This window comes from Paenilisteria newyorkensis (assembly GCF_000766145.1).
In the GTDB taxonomy this organism is placed as follows: Bacteria; Bacillota; Bacilli; order Lactobacillales; family Listeriaceae; genus Listeria_A; species Listeria_A newyorkensis.
Window position 1 is genome coordinate 53,708 of record NZ_JNFB01000001.1, and the last position, 17,458, is coordinate 71,165.

Annotated in this window: 14 protein-coding genes; 12 read left to right on the forward strand and 2 right to left on the reverse strand. The window is 43.3% G+C overall.

Annotated features, from left to right (window positions below):
* Positions 1-150: 150 nt before the first annotated feature.
* The 4 genes from cdaA (at position 151) to EP58_RS16845 (ending at position 4,621) form a co-directional block, all read left to right on the forward strand.
* Positions 151-972 carry a diadenylate cyclase CdaA gene (cdaA, locus tag EP58_RS00275; protein ID WP_036088831.1) on the forward strand — a complete coding sequence of 274 codons (822 nt, stop codon included), beginning with the start codon at positions 151-153 and terminating at the stop codon, positions 970-972.
* Positions 969-2,384: a CdaR family protein gene (locus EP58_RS00280; protein ID WP_036088834.1), complete on the forward strand. Its 1,416-nt coding sequence runs from the start codon at positions 969-971 to the stop codon at positions 2,382-2,384. Before cdaA ends, EP58_RS00280 begins: the two co-directional genes overlap by 4 nt.
* A gap of 207 nt (positions 2,385-2,591) precedes the next feature.
* The gene (gene glmM / locus EP58_RS00285) at positions 2,592-3,947 is read left to right on the forward strand and encodes a phosphoglucosamine mutase (RefSeq protein ID WP_036088835.1); all 1,356 of its coding nucleotides are present in this window, start codon (positions 2,592-2,594) and stop codon (positions 3,945-3,947) included.
* A gap of 215 nt (positions 3,948-4,162) precedes the next feature.
* The gene (locus EP58_RS16845) at positions 4,163-4,621 is read left to right on the forward strand and encodes a thioredoxin family protein (RefSeq protein ID WP_052171319.1); all 459 of its coding nucleotides are present in this window, start codon (positions 4,163-4,165) and stop codon (positions 4,619-4,621) included.
* A 59-nt stretch (positions 4,622-4,680) separates the two neighbouring features.
* On the opposite strand, the gene EP58_RS00295 is transcribed toward EP58_RS16845, so the two are convergent.
* The gene (locus EP58_RS00295) at positions 4,681-5,379 is read right to left on the reverse strand and encodes a Crp/Fnr family transcriptional regulator (protein WP_036088837.1); all 699 of its coding nucleotides are present in this window, start codon (positions 5,377-5,379) and stop codon (positions 4,681-4,683) included.
* Positions 5,380-5,549: 170 nt separating this feature from the next.
* Positions 5,550-6,008, reverse strand: a complete 459-nt coding sequence (locus tag EP58_RS00300) for a GNAT family N-acetyltransferase (RefSeq protein WP_036088839.1) — start codon at positions 6,006-6,008, stop codon at positions 5,550-5,552.
* 353 nt (positions 6,009-6,361) lie between these two features.
* Between EP58_RS00300 and EP58_RS00305 the strand changes: the two genes are divergently transcribed.
* The 8 genes from EP58_RS00305 to EP58_RS16850 all read left to right on the forward strand — a co-directional run bounded on the left by EP58_RS00305 (position 6,362) and on the right by EP58_RS16850 (position 17,456).
* Positions 6,362-6,658, forward strand: coding sequence for a WXG100 family type VII secretion target (locus EP58_RS00305; protein WP_036073328.1), 297 nt, complete (start codon positions 6,362-6,364; stop codon positions 6,656-6,658).
* A 124-nt stretch (positions 6,659-6,782) separates the two neighbouring features.
* Positions 6,783-7,079 (forward strand): WXG100 family type VII secretion target, encoded by a 297-nt coding sequence (locus EP58_RS00310; protein ID WP_036073328.1) that lies wholly within the window; start codon positions 6,783-6,785, stop codon positions 7,077-7,079.
* Positions 7,080-7,184: 105 nt separating this feature from the next.
* Entirely contained in the window at positions 7,185-10,562 is a 3,378-nt protein-coding gene (gene esaA, locus EP58_RS00315; protein ID WP_036088841.1) for a type VII secretion protein EsaA, read from the forward strand.
* Positions 10,552-11,058 (forward strand): type VII secretion protein EssA, encoded by a 507-nt coding sequence (essA, locus tag EP58_RS00320; RefSeq protein ID WP_052164784.1) that lies wholly within the window; start codon positions 10,552-10,554, stop codon positions 11,056-11,058. Before esaA ends, essA begins: the two co-directional genes overlap by 11 nt.
* Positions 11,059-11,074: 16 nt before the next feature.
* Entirely contained in the window at positions 11,075-11,326 is a 252-nt protein-coding gene (locus EP58_RS00325; protein WP_036058791.1) for an EsaB/YukD family protein, read from the forward strand.
* Positions 11,327-11,344: 18 nt separating this feature from the next.
* Positions 11,345-12,574, forward strand: coding sequence for a type VII secretion protein EssB (essB, locus tag EP58_RS00330; RefSeq protein WP_036088844.1), 1,230 nt, complete (start codon positions 11,345-11,347; stop codon positions 12,572-12,574).
* Between the two features lies 1 nt (position 12,575).
* Positions 12,576-17,090: a type VII secretion protein EssC gene (essC, locus tag EP58_RS00335; protein ID WP_036088846.1), complete on the forward strand. Its 4,515-nt coding sequence runs from the start codon at positions 12,576-12,578 to the stop codon at positions 17,088-17,090.
* A 12-nt stretch (positions 17,091-17,102) separates the two neighbouring features.
* Complete coding sequence (locus EP58_RS16850; protein ID WP_077917779.1) at positions 17,103-17,456, forward strand: hypothetical protein; 354 nt, start codon at positions 17,103-17,105, stop codon at positions 17,454-17,456.
* Positions 17,457-17,458: the final 2 nt, after the last annotated feature.

The following is a 17,458-nucleotide window of genomic DNA, read 5'->3' on the forward strand; positions in this document are numbered from 1 at the left end:
AACAAATCTTTCTTATTTTCCGTATCTCAAATCTTTTTCCGCCTCCCATTCTGTGCTATAATGGCAAGTATAAGCATTTTGAAAGGCTTATACTATTACAGAAGCAACAAAATGAAAGACGACTGCTTTTTTGAAAATGGAGGCGAATTTATGACCATTCCAGACGGATCGATTTTGCATTATTTAGCAAATGTGATTGATATTTTAGTAGTATGGTTCGTTATTTATAAATTGATTATGTTGATCCGTGGAACAAAGGCGGTACAGCTTTTAAAAGGTATTTTTATCATTGTGGTCGTAAAAATTGTTAGTAGTTTTTTAGGGCTCCAAACAGTGGAATGGATTACGGATCAGGTGTTGACTTGGGGATTTTTAGCTATTATTATTATATTCCAGCCCGAGTTACGCCGAGCGCTTGAAACGCTTGGGCGCGGTAGCTTTATTTCAAAAGCAGGGTCGAAGCGTGAGAAGGAGCAGCAACATCTCATTGACTCCATCGAGAAATCCGTTAGTTATATGGGAAAACGTCGAATTGGTGCTCTGATTTCCATTGAGCGCGGAACAGGTCTTGATGATTATATCGAGACGGGGATTTCGCTGGATGCAGACATTTCTTCCCAGTTATTAATCAATATTTTTATTCCAAATACACCGCTTCATGATGGTGCGGTAATCATCAAAAATAATAAAATCGCAGCAGCAGCGGGATATTTGCCACTTTCCGATAGTCCATTTCTTTCAAAAGAACTTGGAACACGGCATCGGGCAGCGCTTGGAATCAGTGAAGTCACGGATAGCATAACTGTTGTTGTATCTGAGGAAACGGGCGGTATTTCGATCACTAAAGGTGGCGAGCTTTTCCGCGAAGTAACGCCAGAGCGATTGCATGAAATTTTAGAACATGAATTAGTTGTGCCAATGCAAAAGAAACCGTCCATTTTCAGTAAGTGGAAAGGAGGCGGTGAGAAATGATGGATCGCATTTTAACAAATAAGTGGTCGGTTCGGATTATTTCGCTCATTTTTGCGGCGATTCTATTCACGTCTGTTACCGCCACAAGCACCAGTGTAACGAATGTCACGGACGGCGTTTATGTCGATGTCATCAACAATGTGCCGGTCGAGGTATATTACGACAAGGATAATATGAATGTTGCGGGCGTTCCTGATACGGTAGATGTGACTATCAGCGGTCCCAAAGGCCTCGTGCAGCTAGCCAAGACACAGCCTAACATCATCGCTTACATTGACCTTACCAACGCAAAAGCAGGGACTCAAAGCGTCAAAATCAAGGTGAAAAATTTATCTGATCGTTTGAAAGCTACCGTCAACCCACCAACCGCGAAAGTCACATTAGCAGAGAAAATGACGAAGAAATATTCCGTCGATGTCGAATTAAATAAATCAGTGATTGCAGATGGCTATCAAGCAGGGACCGCCAAAACAGATCCGAAAAAAGTCTCGATTACAGCTTCCAAAGAAATTTTAGATCAGATTGCGTATGTGAAAGCGACTGTTTCTGACGAAAAAGATCAAAAAAGTGACTTCACAACGAAGGCTACGATCAGCGCTTTTGACTCGAATCTAAATAAACTAGACGTCGAAATCGATCCAGGTGAAGTAGAAGTAGACGTGCCGGTTTCCAAAATAGGCAAGACGGTTCCGCTACGATTTCAGCAAAGCGGTAATCCGGCAGATAAAACGGTGACTATTACAAGCATCACTTCCGATGACGAGAAAGTAACGGTCATTGCACCGGAATCAGTTACAGACAAGATTGAGCAAATTACGATTCCGATTGATGTGACGCAAACGACAGCCGATAAAACAATTGAAGTCTCTGTGCCGGTTCCAACTGGCGCAACATCTGTCACGCCGGCCACCGTGAAAGTGAAAATAACGACTGGAAAAAAGCAGAGTGACCAGAGTTCTAATGGAGCAAGTGAGGGCAATGGTCAGACTTCAGAGGAAAGTCCGGATGTAACGACGCCGGATACTGGAACGGATACCGAAACAGACAAGGACAACGAAGAGGACAAGGCGGATACAGAGGATACGACGAAGCAAAGCTCAACAGAATTTACGGATATCCCGATTAGCATCATTGGTCTCGTTAATTCAGAAAGTTTCAATACAGCATTTATCGATCCGGCAAGTGGAAAAGTTAATATAACGATAAGCGGTCAAAAAAAAGAAGTAGACGCGCTTGGACGAAATGATTTCAATGTCGTAGCAGTTATGTCAAATCTACAAGATGGCACGCATACGATTCCACTAGCTGTCCATGGATTAGCATCTAATTTTACATTCACACTATCGCAATCGAAAGCTGAAATACAGGTTACCAAAAAGGTTGCAGATGCATCAGCCCCAGTTTTAAACTAATTATTAGCCCGATGAAAACCGCATTAAAAGCCAATTCATCGGGCATTTACATACGATTAGGTGTAAAAAAGATTAAAAAAAGGTATAATAAAAAGATACACGGATCAAACGTTGGTCTACATGGCGTCATAGTAGGAATTAAAATGGAAACACATATAGGGAAATAAGTATGGCCAACCTCTTAATGAAGAAGGAGCGAATTATAAAATGGGTAAATATTTTGGTACTGACGGTGTTAGAGGAATTGCAAATAAAGAGTTATCTCCAGAATTAGCGTTTAGACTAGGGCGATTTGGAGGATATATACTAACGAAGCATGTTGGGGAACACCCGAAAGTTTTAGTAGCGAGAGATACAAGAATATCTGGGGAAATGCTAGAATCGGCTTTAATCGCAGGTCTTGTTTCAGTCGGCATTGAAGTGATGCGTCTAGGCGTTATCTCGACGCCAGGTGTGGCTTATTTAACGAAGGCACAAGGAGCTGCAGCGAGTGTTATGATCTCGGCTTCGCATAATCCGGTAGAAGATAATGGCATCAAGTTCTTCGGTTCGGATGGTTTTAAATTGTCGGATGATCAAGAACTAGAAATAGAAGCCTTACTTGATGGAGCGAGTGATGAATTACCACGCCCAAGTGACGCAGGTCTAGGTACAGTGAGTGATTATTTCGAAGGCAAACAAAAATACTTACAATATCTAAAACAATCAGTAGACGGAGATTTTTCCGGTTTGCATGTCGCTTTAGATTGTGCGCATGGCGCGACGTCATCGCTTGCAACACACTTATTTGCTGATTTAGATGCAGATACAAGTTCTATGGGGGCGTCTCCAAATGGACTGAATATCAATGCTGATGTCGGTTCTACACACCCCGAGAAATTAGCGGAATTTGTGAAAGAAAAAGAAGCACATGTCGGTCTAGCTTTTGATGGCGATGGCGACCGTGTTATTGCAGTAGATGAGAATGGCGAAATTGTTGATGGTGACAAAATCATGTTCATCTGCGCGAAACATCTGAAAGCGCAAGGTCGTTTGACAAATAATACAATCGTATCTACGGTTATGAGTAACTTAGGATTTTATAAAGGCTTAGAAGAGCTTGAAATCAAAGCGATTCAAACAGCAGTTGGCGATCGTTATGTGGTAGAAGCGATGCGTGAGGGTAGCTACAGTCTAGGTGGCGAGCAATCTGGACATATCGTATTCTTAGATTACATCACAACGGGTGACGGCCTATTAACAGGTATCCAATTAGTAAATGTGATGAAAGAAACTGGGAAGAAATTATCCGAATTAGCAGCTGAAATGCAAACATTCCCGCAAAAATTAGTCAATATCCGTGTGACTGATAAAAATGGTGTTACTGAAAATGCTAAAGTTCATGCAGCGATTTCCGCGGTAGAAGCAGAAATGAATGGAAATGGTCGTGTGTTGGTACGCCCTTCAGGGACAGAGCCACTTGTTCGCGTTATGGTAGAAGCGGCTTCTGCTGAGGATACAGAGCGCTTTTGTGATAGTATAGCGAATGTTGTCATCTCCGAAATGGGGCTCTCGGCGGAGTGATAAGCGCTCATCTCCGTCGTTAAAGCCTGTGCGCCGATGCTCACGTACAGTCGTACGTTCCGCTTCGGTGCTGGGCTTTGCCTAGGGGCTAAGCACTTCTCACTCCGCCGAGGTTTCGCGGGGATTCTGATGAGTAGGTGGTTCTGGGTGACTAGAAATGGGATAGAGACGGGCATTTTTTTGCTCGTTTTTCTGTTTTATTAGGGGGGGATTTTTTGAAAAGGTATATGGTTATTTTGCTTACGGTTGTGACTTTGGCGCTTTTTGTTGTTGGGGTGCAGTTGATTGTGGATACGCATGCGAAAAATTTGGCGGATACGAAGGCGGAGGCGAATGAGCAGCCGATGCGCAATATTACGAATAGCCAGATGAAGGGGATTTTGGCGGAGAAGAAGACGGGGTATGTCTATGTTGGTCGGCCGACTTGTCCTGATTGTGAGCCTTTTCGGAAGAGGCTTGTGAGTGCGCTTGAAGCAACTGATAGGCAGGCTTTCTATTATAATACGGATAAGGCGAGGGAGGCTGACAAGAACTATACGGCGATTATTAAGCAAATGGGTGTGAAGGTGGTTCCAACGCTTATTTATTATACACGCGGCCTGGAAACGGATCGTTATCGTGGCGATTTGGATGATGAGACGCAAATCAAAGAATGGCTTGCGAATCAAAAATAGAGTATCAAACTAGAACTGAAAAACTCAGTCATAGTTTGACACTCTATTTTTGTGTTTTATCAGTCGTTCGTACGTGGTGTACGGTGTATTTCTAATTGTTCGCGCAGTTTTAGAATGTCTAAAATAACAGTTGGTTTTGGCTTCAATCGGATAATGCCTTGTTCTCGGAGCTTTTGTAGTTCCACGTTGGCGCGGGTTCTTGGTACTTGCGAAACGAGCGCTAAATGGTTTTGCGTAATGCCGCGTGGGAAACTGATGCCGTCATCGGTCTTAATACCAACTGTGTTTGCGATGTAAAGTAGGGCCGAAATCAGTCTGCGGCGCGGGTCGTGATGGGCGATTTCGATTAAAGCATTGCGTTCATGCACTTGATTATAACCATCAAAATACAGGAACCAGAAGCCATCTGAATCTGTTTGGAACAGGCGAAGAATATCATTGCGGTTATAAATCCGGATTTTGGTGTCACGTAAGGCAGTTACATTAAATTGAAAAGGCGAGTCCAGCAAGAAGTTTGCGCTTCCGAACCACGTATTACTATTCAGAAAACGAGTGATGACTGGCAACTTGTCTGAATTCGTCATACTAAATGAAATAAGTCCAGAATCTACTATGTAGAAATGGGAATCTATTTTTCCTTCCTCTACAATCAGCTCGTTCTTTTTAAAACTCGCCGTTTTGTGTGGAATGTTCATCTCGGTAATCTTTTCAATTAATTTCTCTCCATTAAAATTCTTTACTAAGTCAGCAACATACATAATTTAAATTCCCCTTCTCTTTAACGATTGGTCTTACTTCCTATTATAAAGATTTTTCAAAATAAAAAAAGTCATAAATTATACTTTCAAGCATAAAACTTAGTATAATATGTTACAGTTTTATGAATTTGTTAAAAAAATTCGCGTAAACTAGGGAATATAAGGAAAAATCAATTTTCATTTATAAGAAATTTTAGCACAATTTGGTCTTGTGCAAGAATACCGTTTTCAAAAATAGGTTCTGAATAATGTTGTGTAAAATAATTTGGAATAATCTCAACCATCCGAAAACCAGCTTTTTGATAGAATGCTAGTGCTTGAATACTTGAATTGGCCGTTTTGACAAGGAGAGTGGATTGATTCAGTTCACTAGCGTATGTAATAGCATACTGTAAAAGCTTTTTACCATAATTTTTGTTTTGATAGGCGGGCAACACAGCAATATTGATAATTTCTGAGCAATCTTCCTTGTTTTGTATACAAACAACGCCGCATATGCACTCGCTCTCTATAAGTAGAAACACGTCAGATTGAAAAAAATAGCGGTTGACTTCCTCTTGATCTGGATCAGCCAAAAGTAAGACTTCATAAGGTATTATATCACACTCTGTCCATTTTTTAATTTTCATCAGAGCACCTCCAATATTATAGTAGCAAGGAATGTAAGAAAAGACAATAGAAATGGGAATTGTATAGTATAAAAGTTTCGGGTTAATACTATCTTAATCTGGTTGATATTGTTTTGGTGCTTATAGGGTTATTTGCTCTGAAAATGGATATATAGCTTTTTATACATAAAATAATTTTGAAAATACCTGAAACAAGTCTATATTAACCTTTTGTAGGGAAATAAAAGAAAATGTTCACAAAAAGTTCACAGATAGAATCGACAAACATTGGTTCTTTTTTGCTATAATGGCAATATAGCCCATACGGCTATGCTATACCACAAGACCTAAAAAATAAAAAGGAGTTGAATGACATGTCAGGACAAATTAGAATGAGCCCTGCTGAACTTCGTGACCGTTCAAAAACATACGGTCGCAAAGGACAAGACATCGAACAAATTTTAAGAGAATTAGAGCAATTGCAAGAACAATTGCGTAGTGAATGGGAAGGGGAAGCGTTCCGTAAATTTGATGATCAATTCTCGCAATTGAAACCAAAAGTAACGGATTTCTCTAACTTAATGCACCAAATCGAGCAACAACTAGCGAAAACAGCAAACGCAGTCGAAGAAAACGATGCCAACCTATCACGCAATTTCGGCTTGAATTAAAGCTTTACCATTTGGGAATTGCATGAAGCATACATATTACATCTTTGTGCAGTTGCTATTTTAGGCCGTACAGCGTGATGTACGGCCTTTTTAATTTTTAGATTGAAAAGGAGATGGAAGAACCATGTCAGGACAAATTAGAATGAGCCCAGCAGAATTACGTGATCGTTCGAAAACATACGGTCGCAAAGGGCAAGACATCGAACAAATCTTAAGAGAATTAGAGCAGTTGCAAGAGCAATTGCGCAGTGAATGGGAAGGGGAAGCATTCCGTAAATTTGATGATCAATTCTCACAATTGAAACCAAAAGTAACGGATTTCTCTAACTTGATGCACCAAATCGAGCAACAATTGGCGAAAACAGCCAACGCAGTGGAAGAAAACGATGCGAACCTATCGCGTAATTTTGGCTTGAACTAAGGAAAACAAGATGCTGGGGCTTTTTTCGGGCCTCAGTGTTTATTAATTTGGAAATTCGAAGTTGGGAGACTTCTTACATATAAAAAACAACGGGAGTGGATACAAGTGAAAAAAATAAAGTGGAGCGTGTTGGCTTTTTTAGTGCTGGCTTTGCTTCTTTCGGCTGGGACGTCGTATTTGGCGTTGGAACAAAATGCAGCGAAAAAAGAAGATAGCGCCGAAACAAAGAAAATGTCTATTGCTCTTGTCAATGACGATATTGGATACAGAACTACTGATGGGGAACGAATTGATTTTGGTGATAAATTTACGGCTAAGGTTTTGAAGCAAACGGATCATAAATGGGCGACAACTTCTAGTGGATTTGCAGAGAATGGCTTGAAAAATCGGGTATACGATATGATTATCTTTATTCCAACCAATTTTTCGGAAGCGGCGATGTCTATGACGTCAGCAAACCCAGAAAAAGTGAAGATTACGTATCGTATTAGTGAGACGGGAAATAAAGATGTAACGGCTGAGGCTGAACGCGCGGCTGCGAAAGTTTTAGAAGATTTTAATAAAGAAATTATCGATGTTTATTTTGCGAGCATTCTTACAAATCTTCATGGTGCGCAAGATAGTATTAAGAAACTGGTGGACAAAGAGGAGACGTATGGTTCGGTGTATAATACGAACGTGAATTCACCGTTGTCTAACTATACGCAACAGTTTAAAACGGTGCAGGATTATACAGGCATGTCTAAAGATAGTTTTAAAGGTTTGCAGGATATTTTAAAAGGGTTTGGAACGAACTTGATGGAAGGCACGAAGGTGAACGAGACTTATTTTCAGTCTTTAGAAAAGCTTGCGAAGAATCAGGAAGCGAATGCACTTGTTTCGAAATCGTTTGCTGAACAAATGTCGAATAATGATACGGCGATGTCAACGGCGGATGTATCGGAACAACTCTCTAATCTGAAAAGTTCTAATGATGCGATTTTTAAGCAGTTTCAGAAGATGGAAGAGGAGCGGACATTATCGGTGCAGGTGGATAGTGTGCAGCGGTATTTGGATGCGGTGAACGAGCAGGTTGCCATGATAAACACGGAAGTTACCACAAAAATGGGTGAGAGCTTGCGTGGCAGTGTGGAAGGGGATTTGCAGCAATATATCTCGAACGAGGGGAACCGGACGATCACGCTGGATGAATTGACGGACAAGACGCTGAATGATCGATTTAACAAAGAGATGCAGAACCTCATGCAAGAGATTCCGAATTATGATGCCTATTTGTTAAAAGATGATGCGAGTGCCGAAGAAAGAGCGGTTTACAAGGAATTGCGCAATGTCATTGAGATAGCGAGAAGGTACATTAGCTCTAATTCAGGCGATTGGTCTGAAGGGTTGCTAAACAAGTCGAAGGAATTTCCAAAATATGAGACTATTGAAAATGCGCTTGATAAATTAAAACAGAAGAAGATTGATGAACTTAATAAAAAGAATGTCGATGGCGAAGAATACTATACTTATGAATTAAAACAAGATTTCCAAATTAAAAAATCAGAAGCGGTAGGGAATACACAGACTTTGGTTTTCGCACAGCCGGAGGGTTTTGCAGTACCTGCTAGTGAGGCGAATTATTCGGTTAGACTCACTGCGGCGGACGGGAGTTATGTTCCTAACACCGTTACCTATGATGAAGAAAAGCACGAATGGACGATTGAAATAAACACGAGTGAAACAGATCCGGATGTATTGAACCCGGATGAAGCACTGCTAGATTTGAACCTGTCTGTGAATCTTTTTATTAAAGCAGATGCGCTTACAAACCCGGAAGGTGCAACGTTTGATTTGTTTGCTCCGATTGGTCTGGAAATGACTAATATTGAGATGGGAGAAGAAATGACAGATCCAGGAAGCGAAGGCGATCCAAATGATCCGTCTAACCCACCTATCCCGCCTACTTTTGAACCGAAAGTTGTTAAAGAGAGTAAAATCGAGCTGGGACCGGAGTATATTATTACAGCTACAGAACGTGATGAGGCAATTAAGTCTGTACAAGAAACGATCGGCGCCATCGAGAAAGATACGACGATTCTTGCGGATAATGTGGCTGCCTATGTCAAACCTTACTATAAATTATCGGAGCTTTTCAAGACGTATTATGGTATTGATGCTCGGGTAACGCCTTTAGATTTGGAAGGGAAATCGTTGACGGAATATGCGGCTGGGAAGAAGAATTCGTATTACTATCAGTTTAATATAGAAGACCGGATTGCGATGATGGTAGCTTTGATTACGGATAATGTGACGAGTTTTATTCATCGGGATTTGGAGACTTTCCAACAACAAGTTGCGGAGTCGCAAACGCGTACAGCGATTACGAAAGAAAATGCGAATGTACTGACGGAGCGCTTGAATGAAACGACGACGCAAGCAGCGACAATGAATGCAAGCGTTGCGGAAACGCTCAAAAACGTGGAGGCATGGCGCAAAGCGAGCTTGGAGTTGCTTGATAAAGGCGGTATTGTGATCACAAATAGTGGCGATGAGAAGTCCGCGACAATGTCTTTAGGAAGTGAATTTAGTGGATTGCTTTCGCAGAGTAAGTCGCTAGTTGATTCTTCTAAAATAAATCTGAACTCGGCTGATAATGTCTACAAAACGTTTGATGCGATCGATAAGCAAGCGAAAAATATTCAAAATAGCGGGCTAGGAATTGTGACGCAAGCTCAAAAACTGTCAGCAAACATGGCCAATAAATTAGTAACGGATCAGGATTTTGCTTCTAATTTTGCGACGATGATGGAGAATAGTCGTGTTGGTGGCAACCGCACAAATGAGAAGTTGCTCAATTTCTTGAGTAGTCCAGTGGAGAAGGAAAAAGGCTTAACGATTGCGGCTGGGGATACTTTTACACCGTATTTGATTGTGTTGGTCTGCTTTATCGTGGCTTTATTTACGGGTTATGTGATTGCGGCGCAGGAGCGAAAACGCAAACAAGAGGATGATTTTGCGGAAGAGATGGCGCTGGCGTATCAGAATACACCGATCACGTTAATGACGGTTGGCATTGGGTTGATTGAGGGCGCGATTATTGGTGCGATTTCAGCTTACTTCTTGGAGATGAAGGGCGTTATTTTCGTATCTTGGATGGGGATTATTATTCTGATTGTGTTGGTTTTCGTGTTGATCGCAACGTACTTGTTACGCCAATTACGCATGATGGGGATGTTTTTACTGCTCATTATTTTAGCGATGTACTTGTTCTTGACGGAAGCAGTCGGACTTAAAATCGACCAAGATTCCATGTTAGCGACGATTCGTTCGTTCTCACCATTGCAATACATCGAAAATTTATTAAACGGATTTGTCAGTCGGACGGATGACTGGCTTGTGATTATGTATAGTTTGATTGGTGTTGCGGTTCTTGGCATCGTTGTGAACTTGTTCGTTTGGCACCGTAGTAAACAAGATGGGGGAAATGATGATGAAGCGTAAAAAAAGCGTTATTTCCGTGCTTTTGATGGGGACGTTATTATGGATTCCAGTTGGTGTTTTGGCAGCGGAAAATGACGATTCGTACCTAGGTAATGATGGGAAAATGGAAATGCAACTGGACCGGGCGACAAAAACGGCGGATGAGAAAAACGCGGAAATGGACACGGAGCAAACCGAACTTGAAAAATTGGGAATCACGTTGTTCACGCCTGATGCGGAGAGAAATGCTGCGGCGATAAAGGCGCAAGAAAAGAAAGAAATGGACGATGTGAAGAATTCGCTTTTTACTGGTGAGTCAACAAAGGATAACTCTGTGCAAGTGATGAAAGCGTCTTTGTTTACGGAGAAAGAGGACGCGGCGGCATCGAGTGAAACCGCGGCGCTAGGCCAGAATGAACCTGAAAAAGAGAGCAAGACGATTTGGTGGGTTTTATCGGGGGTTGTTTTGGCGGTTGCTGCGCTGCTTTATACGGTTGTTCGAAAAGTATGGGAATAAAGAGAGGAAGATAGGAATGGCGCAAGATACGCATATTAATGTCACGATAAATTTTACGAAGTGGGGCGGACGGATTCATGATTTGCGAATCCCGAAGCACCAACCGGTTAAGGCGTTGTTGCTGAATTTGGTGGAGACGCTGAAATTGGCGCAGCCGAACATGTCGCATTGTGCGATTAAGGTGGCGAATAAGGAATTGTTGTTGACGGATGATGATAAGTTGACGGATTTTCAGATTACAGACGGGGACATCATTGAAATTTTATAAAAGGGAGAATGGGTAGACATGATAACGAGAAAGATAATGGTAGATGCGATGGAATATAATTTTCAGATAGATGGGACGGCGTGGCAGGTTGATTTTTCGAAGTCGCAAACGAGGGTGAAGGATGTTCGCCAATTGGCTTTGTTGAAGGAGAATTCGACGTTTTTTGTGGCGGCTGATTTCGAGGATAAGGGCGATGCGTTGTCGTTTACATTCGATACGGCTGGCAAAACGACATGGGATGATTTGCGCGGATTGGAACGGAATGATAAATTGCGGGCAATTGGTAATGTGGCGCGGTTTTCAGAGTTATTGAAGATGCGATTCACGTTTTTCTTACATCCGGAGAATATGGTTTTTGATGTGAATCAGATGCCGTTTTTGGTGTACCGCGGGATTCGTGATGTGTTGCCGCCGTATACGATGACGGAAGAGAAGTTTTTGAAGCAGTATAAATGTTTGATCGTGGCGCTATTTTCGAAAAAGTATTCGTTTGATGAGCTGATTTCGGGGTCTCTGGATAATGCGAAGGGGACGAGTTTTGAGCGGAGTATTATTGAGGCCAAGGATTTAGCGACGATCGAGGAGATTTTGGCGGAGAGTTATACGAAGGAAACGGCGGCTGTGAATCGGAAAATGACGCTGGTGCAACGGAAGAATTATCGTTTGTTTAAAGGGCTGACGATTGGATTTATTATCGCGACGCTTGTTTTGGCGGTTCCGGTTGCTTATTTTGCTTTTGTAAAAGTGCCGTTCCAAGAGACGTTGCTGAGCGCGAATGAGGCGTTTATTGCGGATGATTATGGAAAAGTGACGGAAACGTTGCGCGATGTGGACCCGACGAAATTACCGCAAGCGAGCAAGTTTGAATTGGCGAAATCGTACGTGGAAAGCGCGAAATTGAGCGATGTTCAGAAGAAGACGGTCTTGCAAAAAACGACGCTGAAATCGCCGGAAGAGTATTTGTTGTACTGGATTTATGATGGTCAAGGGGAACTGACGAAGGCGAACGATATTGCGCTAACGAGGAAAGAGAATGATTTGCAAATATACAATTTAGCGAGACAGATTGAGCAATTGGACGCGGATACGGACATGAAGGCTTCTACTCGAAACGAGAAGCAAGAGGCGCTCAACGACAAAATTAAGAAGATAAAAGAGAATGAAGCGAAGACAAAAGAGGATATCGCGAAAGAGGAAGCGAATCAAAAAGAACAAGACAAAGCGCAAGCAACATCGGAGGTAGAGTAGGATGGAGAAGCAGCTACTGACGATTAGTTATGGCAATCAGTTACATAAATGCCAGCTAGATTCGAAAAAAGAGGTAACGATTGGCGGGGATCTGAATCATACGGTGACTTATGAAAATTTGGCGGATTCGTTGCAAGTGCTGTGGAATGAGGACGCTGGGCAATGGTTCTTGGGTGACTTGCCGCTTGCTTTGAATGAGCGTCTGAATTTGGAGACGTCTGATGGGGAGAAAATCCAGTTTTATTTGACGGAGGATGTGGCGTCGCAGGTTTTTGATACGACGACGAAATATTCGATTACGTTTGGTGAGCGGGATTTTAATGATGTTGTGATTGCGGGCACGACGGCGGATTTGTTGTTTATTCGTGAGGAGCTTGGCGCGACGTTTAAATTGAATGTGTATGGTGGAATTGTTTACCACAACTATTATCGTGTGGAGTCGGAATGCTTGTTAGCGGCTGGGGATCAGCTGTATTTTGATGGCGTGACGATTCGGGTCGGTAAGGAGGACATTGAGGTTATCGCGGGAGATGGTCGGGTTCATTCGACGCTTGCGCAGTTGGTGGCGCCGGACAACGCTTTTAGTGCGGATTATCCGGATTATCACCGGTCGCCGCGGATTATTTATCGTGCGCCGGAGACGAATTTGACGATTGCGAAACCGCCGGGTAAGCCTTCGAAACCGAGCGAGGAATTGATGAAAATTCTGATTCCGCCGCTGATTATGATTGTGATGTCGATTGTGATGATGTTTTTACGTCCAAATCCGATTTTTGTGTTGATGACGCTTGGGATGACGGGCGCGACGGTGATTTTCTCGGTGATTACGTACGTGAAAAATCGCAAAAAATATAAAGTGGATATGAAGGAACGTGACGCGAGCTATCGGCGTTATTTGAAGGACAAGACGTCGGAACTTCACGCAGCAGCGGAGGAACAGGCGCATGCGCTACATTATCATTTTCCAACGGTGACGGAAATTCGCGATATGGCGCTTTCTGTTGATTCGCGGATTTATGAGAAGACGATGTTTCACCATGACTTTTTGCAGTATCGGGTTGGTACTGGGGAGGAGAATACGTCGTTTAATGTGGAATTCCAAGAGGAGGAGTTCACGCAGGACAAGGATGAATTGATCGAGAGCGCGAAGGATTTGAAGTCGCAGTATTATTCTGTGAAGGATGTGCCGATGGGGACGGATTTGATGAACGGGCCGGTTGGTTATATTGGGCACCGCGCGCTTGTGATTGAGCAGTTGCAGTTGATGGTGATGCAGACGTCGCTTTTCCATAGTTATTATGATTTGCAGTTTATTACGATTTTCCCAGAAGAGGAAAAGGAACAGTGGGACTGGATGCGTTGGTTGCCACACGCGAGTTTGCGCGATATTAACGTGCGTGGCTTCGTGTATCATGAGCGTTCGCGGGACCAGGTTTTGAACTCGTTGTACCAGATTTTGAAGGAGCGCAAGATGGCTTTGGAGGAAAAGGGCAACAAGTCGGAACAGATGTACTTTTCGCCGCATTATGTGGTGCTTGTGACGGACGAAAAACTGATGATGGATCACACGGTCATGGAGTTTTTCAATGAGGATCCGAGTGAGTACGGGGTTTCGCTTGTGTTCGTGCAGGACGTGATGCAGAGTTTGCCGGAGCATGTGAAAACGGTGATCGATATTCGGGATGCGAAGAACGGGAATGTGATTTTGGAGCAAGGCGAGCTTGTGAATCGTGGCTTTACGCTGGATCATTTCCCAGCTGATTTTGATAAAGAGAGTGTGAGTCGTGCTTTGGCACCACTTAATCACTTGCAGAATCTGAAAAATTCGATTCCGGAATCGGTGACATTTTTGGAGATGTATGGTGTGGATCGCGTGGAAGAGCTTGGAATTAGCGCGCGTTGGGAGAAAAATGAGACGTATAAGAGCTTGGCAGTTCCGCTTGGCTTGCGTGGGAAAGACGATATTGTCAACCTGAACTTGCATGAAAAAGCGCATGGTCCGCATGGTTTGGTCGCGGGTACGACGGGCTCTGGTAAGTCCGAGATTATTCAATCGTACATTATCTCGCTTGCCGTGAATTTCCATCCGTATGAAGTCGCGTTCCTCTTGATTGATTACAAGGGTGGCGGAATGGCGAATCTGTTTAAAAACTTGCCACATTTGCTCGGTACAATCACGAACTTGGACGGCGCGCAAAGTATGCGTGCGCTAGCTTCAATCAAAGCCGAATTGCAAAAGCGTCAACGTCTGTTTGGCGAACACGATGTCAACCATATTAACCAATATCAAAAATTATACAAATTAGGCGAAGCATCAGAAGCGATGCCGCATCTATTCCTGATTTCCGATGAGTTCGCCGAGCTAAAAAGTGAGCAGCCGGAATTCATGAAAGAGTTAGTTTCAACGGCGCGTATCGGGCGTTCGCTCGGTATCCATTTGATTCTGGCAACACAAAAACCGAGTGGTGTCGTGGATGACCAAATCTGGTCCAACTCGAAATTCAAACTGGCGCTGAAAGTACAAAACGCGTCGGATTCCAATGAAATTTTGAAAACACCAGATGCAGCGGAAATCACGCTACCCGGCCGTTCGTATTTGCAAGTCGGGAATAACGAGATTTACGAATTGTTCCAAAGTGCTTGGAGTGGTGCGGATTACGTGCCGGATAAAGACGATCAGGAGCAAGTGGACACGACGATTTACGCGATTAACGATCTAGGTCAGTATGAAATTTTGACGGAAGATTTGAGCGGTTTGGGCGATAAAGAGGATATTTCAAAAGTACCGTCCGAGCTCGATGCGGTGATTGATTATATTCACGAGTACACCGAGGAAGCGAACATTGCGATGTTACCGCGTCCATGGTTGCCGCCTCTGGAAGACATGATTTTCTTGCCAGAGCTACATCCAATTGATTACAAAGAAGCATGGCAAAAAGAGAAATCCGAACTCGCGCCGATTATCGGTTTCATGGATATTCCAGAAATGCAAGATCAGCGTGCTGTTGAGGTAAACCTTTCAAAAGACGGTCACATCGCGGTTTATTCGAGCCCTGGTTACGGGAAATCAACCTTCCTGCAAACCGTCGTGATGGACTTGGCACGCGCGCATAATCCCGAACACCTGCACATTTACCTGCTCGATTTCGGAACCAATGGTCTTTTGCCGTTGCGCGAATTGCCACACGTTGCTGACACGATTATGCTGGATGAGGAAGAAAAAGTCAGAAAATTCGTCCGTCGTTTTGACCGTGAGTTGAAACTACGCAAACGTAAACTAAGCCAGTTCGGCGTCGCGAATCTCGACATGTACGAAAAAGCGAGCGGAGAAATTTTGCCAAATGTCGTGATTATTATTGATAATTTCGATCCAGTCAAAGAATCGCCGTTCCAAGAAGGATTTGAGAAGATTATGACGCAAATTGCGCGTGAAGGTGCCGGCGTTGGGATCAATCTCGTCATCAGTGCTGGACAGCAAAATGCGATGCGTACGCCGTTACTTTCCAATATTAAAACGCAAATCCCGCTTTACTTAATCGAGGCATCCGACGCGAGAAGCATCATCGGGCGCACCGACTTAACGAGCGAGGAATTACCAGGTCGCGGCTTGGTGAAACATGACGATATCGCCGTGTTCCAAACAGCGCTTCCAAATAAAGGTGAAGATACGCTACAAATTATTAGCGCGATCCAGCAAGAAGCGAAAGAAATGTCTGACGCATGGACAGGCGAGCGCCCACTTCCGATTCCAATGGTTCCAGAAGTGCTCCCATTCCAAGATTTCGTATCATGGAAGTCGACGCAAAACATGCTCGCAGCAGGCCAATTACCGTTTGCCGTTGATTTTGAAAATGTCGAACCAATCCCGTTACACTACAAAGAAAATCAAAATACACTTGTGATGAGCGATCGCGTCGAATTGATTGAATCCACGATGGTGACACTGCTTGACGTCATGGTCGTGAACCCACAAATAGACATTATTCTAACCGACAACCCGATGCTTCGTTTTGCGGCATACAAACCAAACGTCAACGCGTACGGCAATGACACCGAAAGCATCACGATGATTTTCAAAGAACTTCACGGTTTGCTAGAAAGTCGTCAAGACGGTTTTGCAGCGGCCCAAAAAGAAAGCGGTGGGCTAACGACGACAGCAGATTTCCTAAAAGACGCTCGTCCAGTTCTTGTCGCGATTGCCGACCTCGATTCGATCGTAAGTGGCATCAGCAGCGACCTCGAAACCGATTTTACGAATCTGCTTGAAAATGGCGCACGGTTCGGCATCTACTTCATCATTGCGGGCAATACAAGCACGATGGGACGAGGCTACGACAAAGTTAGTGGCGCGATTAAGAAACAGAAAAACGGCATTGCCCTTTGCAAAATCGGCGACCAAAACGTTATCGACGTCAGCAACAAAAACTACAAAGAACCGAACTTACTACCATTTGAAGCATATTACATCCAAAACGGCATAGCAGAGAAAATCAAGGTTGTGAAACCAGCGAAATAAGGAGGGATTTGATTGGCTAGATTTGGATTTGGAGATTTAACAATAGACATTGGCTCATCAGAATTGGAGAAGAAACGCGATGATTATGACCGGCTCCACGATCGGCTAAAAGATGCGATTAGCGAACACGACAAATTAATAGGGGAAGCGAGAAGTTCGCTTTCCTCCTACAAAAGCGCGCATCCAGGTTTTGATGGTACCACCATTCCATCTAAGCATTTTGACACCAAGCGAGGGGAACTGACAACAATGCTAGAAGGCTATATTAATGACGCGAGCGACGAGCGTTCTAGTTTAACAGCAGCGCGCGATAAGGCGTACGAACGATACGTGCATTACCGAGATGCAGCAGCAAAGGAGGTATGACC